The sequence below is a fragment of the Sphingomonas sp. 10B4 genome (genome assembly GCF_035019905.1).
GTDB classification, from domain to species: domain Bacteria; phylum Pseudomonadota; class Alphaproteobacteria; order Sphingomonadales; family Sphingomonadaceae; genus Sphingomonas; species Sphingomonas glacialis.
Genome location: NZ_JASJVC010000293.1, coordinates 1 through 276, shown reverse-complemented (window position 1 = coordinate 276; position 276 = coordinate 1). Strand labels below are relative to the sequence as shown.

The following is a 276-nucleotide window of genomic DNA, read 5'->3' as shown; positions in this document are numbered from 1 at the left end:
ATATAACGAAGATATGAGTGTGGTAAAGCCTACCGTGCTGGCCGCATTAGGTATTGATTGGCCTAAAGATAAACTTAATATCTACATCCTTGACGATGGACGTCGTCCTGAGTTTCAAGTCTTCGCCGAATCCGTTGGTGTTAAGTGTTTTACCCGTTCTGACAATAAGCATGCGAAAGCTGGCAACGTCAACGCTGCACTTGCAAGAACGACTGGTGAGTACGTCGCTATTTTTGATTGTGATCACATGCCCACGCGCTCGTTTTTACAATATGC

The 276-nt window shown here is 44.9% G+C and carries 1 protein-coding gene; it reads left to right on the top strand.

Translation table 11 applies throughout. The features are described 5' to 3' along the window. Positions 1-13 precede the first annotated feature (13 nt). Positions 14-276: glycosyltransferase (locus tag QN347_RS19870; protein ID WP_323494408.1), on the top strand; the 263-nt coding region annotated here is incomplete at its 3' end.